Source organism: Candidatus Sordicultor fermentans (genome assembly GCF_012728195.1).
GTDB lineage: Bacteria > Atribacterota > Atribacteria > Atribacterales > Caldatribacteriaceae > Sordicultor > Sordicultor fermentans.
On the sequence record NZ_JAAYFP010000197.1, the window covers coordinates 1 to 7,750 of the forward strand.

Annotated in this window: 7 protein-coding genes; 6 read left to right on the forward strand and 1 reads right to left on the reverse strand. The window is 42.5% G+C overall.

The features are described 5' to 3' along the window. The 5 genes from GXZ17_RS09705 to GXZ17_RS09725 form a co-directional block, all read left to right on the forward strand. The coding region (locus tag GXZ17_RS09705; protein ID WP_409377086.1) for a DHHA1 domain-containing protein at nucleotides 1–582 on the forward strand (582 nt) is incomplete at its 5' end. Nucleotides 583–599: 17 nt separating this feature from the next. After that, nucleotides 600–1,112: an adenine phosphoribosyltransferase gene (locus GXZ17_RS09710; RefSeq protein ID WP_409377091.1), complete on the forward strand. Its 513-nt coding sequence runs from the start codon at nucleotides 600–602 to the stop codon at nucleotides 1,110–1,112. Nucleotides 1,113–1,211: 99 nt separating this feature from the next. Further along, nucleotides 1,212–3,353 carry a RelA/SpoT family protein gene (locus GXZ17_RS09715; RefSeq protein ID WP_409377092.1) on the forward strand — a complete coding sequence of 714 codons (2,142 nt, stop codon included), beginning with the start codon at nucleotides 1,212–1,214 and terminating at the stop codon, nucleotides 3,351–3,353. After that, nucleotides 3,350–3,805, forward strand: coding sequence for a D-aminoacyl-tRNA deacylase (dtd, locus tag GXZ17_RS09720; RefSeq protein ID WP_409377087.1), 456 nt, complete (start codon nucleotides 3,350–3,352; stop codon nucleotides 3,803–3,805). Before GXZ17_RS09715 ends, dtd begins: the two co-directional genes overlap by 4 nt. Continuing rightward, a complete protein-coding gene (locus tag GXZ17_RS09725) occupies nucleotides 3,802–4,452 on the forward strand; it encodes an MBL fold metallo-hydrolase (protein WP_409377088.1) in 651 nt (216 codons plus the stop codon). Before dtd ends, GXZ17_RS09725 begins: the two co-directional genes overlap by 4 nt. On the opposite strand, the gene glmM is transcribed toward GXZ17_RS09725, so the two are convergent. After that, entirely contained in the window at nucleotides 4,449–5,807 is a 1,359-nt protein-coding gene (gene glmM / locus GXZ17_RS09730; protein WP_409377089.1) for a phosphoglucosamine mutase, read from the reverse strand. The two genes, GXZ17_RS09725 and glmM, sit on opposite strands and share 4 nt — an antisense overlap. A gap of 176 nt (nucleotides 5,808–5,983) precedes the next feature. Between glmM and GXZ17_RS09735 the strand changes: the two genes are divergently transcribed. Continuing rightward, nucleotides 5,984–7,612 carry a hypothetical protein gene (locus tag GXZ17_RS09735; protein WP_409377090.1) on the forward strand — a complete coding sequence of 543 codons (1,629 nt, stop codon included), beginning with the start codon at nucleotides 5,984–5,986 and terminating at the stop codon, nucleotides 7,610–7,612. Nucleotides 7,613–7,750: the final 138 nt, after the last annotated feature.

Sequence of the window (7,750 nt, forward strand, 5' to 3'; positions counted from 1 at the left end):
CAGCTGGATCGACCGGTGATAGCTTTGACTGAAATCGACGGGGTGGCAATGGGTTCCGGTCGCAGCATTGCAGGTTTTAATCTCTCGAGGGCATTAGAGTGTAGCTCGTCACTTCTGATTCGTTATGGTGGTCATGAGATGGCTGCCGGGCTCCGGTTACCTGCCGATAGGGTAGGGGAATTGCGAGGTTTTTTAAACGATAATTTTGCCGAGGAAGTGGAAAAAGCTCGCTCCAGGCGGGGGTTAGTAGTAGATGCTCTCGTTGGTTTGCGAGAAGTTAACGAAGAGACCCTTTTCTGGTTAGAAAAGCTTGAACCTTTTGGAGAGAAGAATCCCCCTCCTCTTTTTGCTGTTCTGGATGCCTCTTTGATTAGGAGCTGGATATGGGGGAGGAACGATCAACACCTCCGCTTACTGGTAAAACAGGGAAGAGAATCACAAGAAATGGTGGTGATTAACGGTAAGAAAAAGGCAGCGAATCTTGTTAATTCTTCTCTTGTAGACCTTGCTTTTGAAGTATATCGCGATAATGCAGGAAATTATCCTTATTTGAAAATTCAGGATTGGAGGATCAAGAAGTGAAGGAGATAGAGTTGGATCTGGATCTGGCTCAATATATAAGAAATATCCCCGACTTTCCTCAGCCGGGGGTGCAATTTAAAGACATCACTACCTTATTGAAGGAAGGCCCGGCTTTTCGGGAGACTATCGAGAGATTGGTGGGACTTTTTGAGGATAAAGAGATAGAATTGGTAGTGGGCATAGAAGCCCGGGGTTTTATTGTAGGTGCACCTTTAGCTTATTCTCTGGGTTGTGGTTTTGTGCCGGTAAGAAAAGCAGGGAAGCTCCCTGCCCCCACTCTCTCTAAAACCTATGATTTGGAATACGGGTCGGCCACTCTGGAAATCCATCGTGATGCCATAGAGAAGGGGCAGAAAGTGATAATTGTGGATGACCTTCTGGCTACGGGAGGGACTACCAGAGCGGTTTGTGAAATGGTAGAAGAGTTGGGGGGTAGAATCATAGGCATTGGTTTTGTCATCGAATTAGAATCTCTGAAAGGTAGAGAAAAACTATCTTCTTACCCTGTCCATTCTCTTATCCGCCTTTAGCTCTCCGGGAATTTTAAGAGATAGCTTTTCGTTATAAAATAGAAAAATTGGGGAGGTTAGTTCTTTGGCTGGAGTGGGGTAGAGACTATAGAATCGCTGCTGGATAAGGTTAGCCTTTACCATCCTGATTTTAATAGTGATTTAGTAAATTCAGCTTTTTCTTTTTCCCTTGAGGCTCACCGGAATCAGGTTCGCTTATCCGGTGAACCATTTATCATTCACCCTTTAGCAGTAGCTCATATCGTTGCTGATTTGAAAATGGATGAAAACACCATCGCTGCTTCTCTTCTTCATGATGTTTTAGAAGATAGCGAAGTCACTGAAGAAGACCTGGAAAAGAATTTTGGGGAAGAAATCACTAACCTGGTAAAGGGAGTAACTAAGCTAAACCGGGGGTTTAGTTACGTTAGCCGGGAAGAGGCTGAAGTAGAGAACTATCGCCGTCTCTTTATTGCTATGGCTCAAGATGTGCGGGTTATCATAATAAAGTTAGCTGACCGCCTGCACAATATGCGAACCCTTAAATATCAGTATCGGGATAAAAAAGAAACTATAGCCCGGGAAACACTGGAAATTTTTGCTCCTATTGCCAATCGCTTGGGAATCAATAGAATTCAAACTGAGTTAGAAGACCTCAGTCTTTTTTTCCTGGATCCAGGAGCTTACTGCAATATTCAGCGAGGGATAGAAAGAGTTAAGGAAGCACAGGAAAAACAAGTAGAAGAAGCAAAACAGGAATTGGAAGCTCGTTTGAAAAAAGCAGGAATTGAAGCAGAAATACAGAGTAGATTTAAACATATTTACAGTATTTATAATAAATTAAACCGGCAGAAAATCAGTTTAGAAGACCTGCCTGACTTAATTGCCCTTCGGGTTATCACCCGGGAAGTGGAGGAGTGTTATGCCGTTCTGGGAATGGTGCACACTTTGTGGAAACCAGTAGAGGGTAGATTTAAAGATTATATTGCTGTTCCCAAGTCTAATATGTATCAATCTCTTCACACCACAGTTATAGGTCCTCGGGGTGCACCTATGGAAGTGCAAATTAGAACCTGGGATATGCATCAGGTGGCAGAATATGGAGTTGCTGCTCACTGGCGTTACAAAGAAGGTAAAACTGGAGAAAGCGACGATAAGTTTGATGAGCGAATGAGCTGGCTCCGTCAAATATTAGAGTGGCAACAAGACCTGAGAAGCACTCAGGAATTCATGGAGAGTCTGAAAATCAGCTTGTTTGATGACGAAGTTTATGTTTTTACCCCTAAAGGAGATTTGAAAAAACTTCCTCAAGGCTCTACCCCTATTGATTTTGCCTATCTCATCCACACGGAAGTGGGAAACAACTGTGTGGGAGCTAAAGTTAACCGGCAAATGGTTCCTTTAAGCTATGAGCTCAAAAGTGGCGATATAGTAGAAATCATTACCTCTCGAGCTTCTTCTGGACCGAGTGTTGATTGGTTGAAAATCGCCAGAACTCCGGGGGCTCGTAACAAGATTCGAGCTTTCTTACGTAAGAAAAATCAGGACCTCAACCGGGAGAAAGGAAGAGAGGCTTTAGAAAAAGAGTTAGAAAAATATTCTCTCACCCCGGAAGAAAAAGCGCTGGTGACGAAAAATCTTTCTCAGTTTAGAGAAGAAAATCAACTTCGGGAAGAAGAGGAACTTTATATCGCAATTGGTGAGGGGAGATACAGTGCTCGCCAGGTGGCGAACAAAGTGATTCCCTATACTATTCGCCGCCGATTGCAGAAGAAAAAGAAAGAGTCCAGTGCTGTTACCCGGGAAGAAGAAAGAATTGTGGTTCAGGGGGCTAGTGGTCTCGCGGTAAAGTTAGCTCGCTGTTGTACTCCTGTTCCTGGAGACCAGATTGTGGCTTTTGTTACCAAGGGAAAAGGAATTACCATTCATCGGGTAGATTGTCCTAATTTAACCAGGCTTTCTCAGGATGGGGAGCGTTTCTTAGAAGCTGAATGGGAAGAGAGAGAGGGAGATAAATATAATGCTGGAGTAGTGATAGAGGCTCTGGACCGCCCCAAGCTTCTGGCTGATGTTTCCAATGCTATATCCAGCTTTCAGGTGGGAATTAAATCAGTGCGAGCCAGTACTGTGGGAAATGAAGCTCGAATATATCTTATTTTGGAAGTTAAGAACCGGCAAGAGCTGGATGACGTTTTCCGCGAAGTGAAAAAAATAGCCAATGTGAGAAGTGTTAGGCGAGGAGGAGCGTTTGCCTTAAGATGAAAGCAGTAATTCAGAGAGTGAAAGAAGCCCGGGTCAGAGTAGAGAGGGAAGTAGTGGGAGAAATTGGAAGAGGTCTTCTGGTTTTTTTAGGAGTACACAGGGAAGATGGAGAAAAAGATGCCCAATTCTTGATAAATAAAATTCCTTATCTGCGCATTTTTGAAGATGAGGAGGGGAAAATGAACCGGAGTGTGCATGAAATAGGAGGAGAAATCCTTCTCGTTTCTCAATTTACCCTTTGTGGCGATTGTCGGCGGGGGTTACGTCCCAGCTTTGACCAGGCTGCTTCTCCTCCCGAAGCACAAAAGTGGTATGATGAAATAGGAAAAAGATGGGAAGAAGAAGGGATAAAGGTAGAACGAGGAATATTCGGAGCTTTTATGGAAGTAGAAATTCATAACGAAGGGCCAGTTACTATAATTCTGGATAGCAAAGAAAGGAGAAATAAATGACTTTGCAGCTTGAGCATTTTATTCTGGGAGAATTGTCTACCAACTGCTATCTGATTCATGATGGTGCGGAGGCTTTTCTCATCGATCCCGCTACTCCTTCTTGGGAGATAAAAGAGGAAATAGAGACACGGAATCTGGGCTTGCGGTATATAATCAACACTCACGGTCATATCGACCACATTGGGGGCAACGCCTTTTTTAAAGAACATTTTCCCCAGGCTCAGCTGGTAATAGGAGAAAGAGACCTAATTTATTTGACTAACCCGGACTTAAATTTATCCCGGGATTTTTCTTCTCCTTTTATTTCTCCCCTTCCTGACTGGGTGGTAAGGGAAAACAATTTATTTCTGAACACTCCCTGGGGGAAACTTTCCTTTCTTCTCACTCCTGGCCATACCCCGGGAAGTGTTTGTCTTTTTTTACCCGTGGAAAACTGGCTTTTTAGCGGTGATACTCTTTTTGCCGGGTCAGTGGGAAGAACTGACCTTCCCGGGGGGTCGTTTCGCGATCTCATCTCCTCATTAGAGGAGATTTTTAATAGCTTTCCTGACACTGTTTCAGTGTTTCCCGGCCATGGCCCTTTTACTAATTTAGCCCGGGAGAAAAAAGAGAACTTTTATTATCTTCAATATTTAGCCCGAGACTAAATTCCTTTTATGAGATCTAAATATTTTTTGACTAAGTTTTCCGCCTTTTCTTTATCTTTAGATTCGGCAAAAACCCTCACCAATGGTTCAGTGCCTGAGAAACGGATTAATAACCAGCTCCCATCTTCAAAAATTACTTTGTAACCATCGATGGTGATAATTTCTTTTTGGTTTTTTTCCTCAGCTATTGTTCTCTCTACTTCTTGTAGAATTTTCTCCCTTTTGTGAGGGTCTATTTCCAGTCTGGTTTTCACCTGGTAGTAAGGAGGTAATTCTTTAAGGAGCTCACTCAACGGTTTTCCTTCTCTGGCCATGAGGTGAAGAATCTGAGCTGCAGCCATGGCTCCATCTCTTCCCCACACAAAATCGGGGAAAATCATTCCTCCGTTTTCCTCGCAACCAAATATTCCTCCATGTTCTTGCAGGGCTTTAGCTACCACTAAATCTCCCACTTCAGTTATGATTACTTCCCGGTTAGTTTCCCGGGCAATTTCTTGTAAGATGTGAGTGGTGGCTACAGTGGTAGCGATGGGTCCGGGGGTTTCTCGATGAGCTAATTCTCGAGCTACCAGACTCACGCTCAGGTCACCAGGGACGAATTCTCCATTTTCTTTAATCACTATTAGCCGGTCTCCGTCTCCGTCTTGAGCAAATCCCACGGCGAAAGGAGAATTTTTGATGAGAGCAATTAAGTCTTGTAAGTTTTCAGGTACAGGTTCGGGATTTCTTCCGGGAAAGTTGCCATCAGGGTGAGCATTTAGACTTACTACCTGGCATCCCAGTTCGCTCAAAAGATAAGGAGTAATGAGAGAAGGAGCTCCGTTAGCACAATCTAACGCCACCCGGAACTTTTTTTCTCTTATGGCTTGTGCATCTACTTTTTGAATTATAGCTTCGATATAGTCCCAGCGGATGTCTCTTTTTTTAGTTTCTGATTGAATTTTCATCCCGGGAACGCGAGTGAATTGCTCTTCAAAGTATATTTTTTCTACCTCTTCATCCTTTTCTCGATCTAAGCCTTTCCCGGTTTTTTCCATGAATTTTATGCCGTTCCACTGAGGGGGATTGTGGCTGGCAGTAATCATAGCTCCCCATTGATTCCATCGTCGACAAGCCCACTGCAGGGCAGGAGTGGCAGTGACTCCCAGCTCTGTTACTGAACATCCGGCAGAAAGTAGCCCGGAAATCACAGCATAATAAAGCATCTCACTATGTTTTCGGGAATCGCGACCTACCACCACTTCTTCTCCGGAGATAAAAGTTCCAAAACTGAGAGCTAATTTCGTGGCCATCTCGGGAGTGAGAACTTCGTTAGCTACTCTTCTGATGCCAAAAGTTCCAAATAATTTCCTCATCTTCTTCCTCCTCTCGTTAAAATAGATATTAAATTTTCTTTCCCTTTAGTTATTTTAACTTAAAAGAGAAATAAATGGTATAAAACAGTTTTTAATCTTCCAGAGCTTTTGATTAAAGATATAATAATAGGAGAAAGTTCATTTTAATTAAAAAATATGATGAAAGGATGGAAGTTATGAAAAGGGTGCTTTGCTCTCTTATTCTGGTTTTGCTTTTGTTTTTTGCTTCAGGAGCAGGAGCTTATGAGATTCTTCTCTACGCTAACCTGACCCAGCTTCCTCTTGAGGACGGAGTAGTTTTACGGATTGATTTGGGAGGACATGAGCTGATGGAAGAGGAGTGGGGAAATATTTTGGAAAGCTCCGAGAACATAGTGCTTTTGCCCTCTCTTTCAGATATAGAAAAGAGAATCTCATTTCTGGAAGAGAATAAAGAAAAAGTCTTAGGAATTGTGGTTTCAGACTTGTTTTCTGAGGAACAACCAGTTTTCTCACCTTTTCTTTCTTTTACTCACAACTATCATCGGGTTTTGATCTTTAATTTTCTTCACGATGACCCCGATGTTCCCTGGGATGAATATCTTAAAGAAACAGAAGAGGCAGATTCAATAATAGTAGTGGGGACGGGGGGAAACCTTCCTCTTCTCCGGGAGAAGTTTTCTGCAGAAGGGGAAAAAGTACAGTTCGTAGAAAGAGATTCTTCTCCTGATTTTCAAGAAAAACTTTCGGTGGAAGAGAAGCCTCTTCTTTTCTTTTTCTATTCTTCTCGTTGTCCCAGTTGCCGACACTTAAAAGATGAAGTGGTTCCTCCAGTGTTGGATAAATACAAAGATAAAATAAAAGTGATTTATCTGGATTATCTTTTTTCCGAGAATTATAAAAAGCTGGTGGAATGGGAAGAACACTGGCAGGTAGAAAATAAAACTTCGGTAGAAGCATTTTCTGATGCTGGTTTTGTAGCCGAAGAAGATGAAAAGGAATTTGCTTCTCGGTTAGAAGAGCTAATCCAGAAGACTATAGAATCGGAAAAAAAGGAGGTAAGTCCTCCCCCCCCGGGGGAGGACTTAATTTTCCGTCGATTTGAAGGATTCACTCCCTGGGTAATAATAGGAGCAGGCTTTTTAGACGGGCTTAATCCCTGTGCTTTTGCCACTATAGTATTTATGGTGAATTTACTTTTGCTTCTGGGACATTCTCGGCGTCGTATTCTGGAAATTGGTTTGACTTACAGTATAACGGTTTTTGTTACTTATCTCCTTTTAGGTCTGGGTCTTTTTCAATTCTGGCATGTTTTATCTGCCTATCAGACCGCCTCTCGAATTCTTTATTTAATCATGGCTTTATTGCTTTTAGTTTTTGCTGCTTTGAGTATTAAAGATGCTATTCAGTACAAAAAAAAGGGAAAAGAAACCGATATGACACTGGGGCTCCCCGAGAGCTGGAGGCGCCGCATCAATCAATATCTAAAAAATAGCTTTACTGAAAAAAACTTAGTAGTAGCTGCTATTTTAAGTGGCTTTGTTATTTCTCTTTTGGAGGCAGGGTGTACCGGGCAGGTGTATCTTCCCACCATTATGTATATTGCTCGAGAGACTCCCTATCGCTGGCAAGCATTAGGATACCTTCTACTTTACAACGCTTTTTTTATCCTTCCTCTTCTGGTTGTGTTTTTTGCTATATTCTGGGGTAGTCAATCTAAAGCTTTAGTGGATTTTGCGAGAAAAAACATCGTCTTTTCTAAAATTGCTTTAGCTATCCTCTTTGTCTGTTTGAGTTTGCTTCTTCTCAAAGGAGCTTTGTTTTAGTCATAGGTGCGCATAAAAGCTAATGTCAGAATAGCCTTGGCAGACTATAGGGGAAAACGGGGAAACCCCACCCCTTTATCCGTCATTTCTGAATGCCTCTATCACCTTTTGCTCGTCACCCCGGCAATTTTTAAGCCG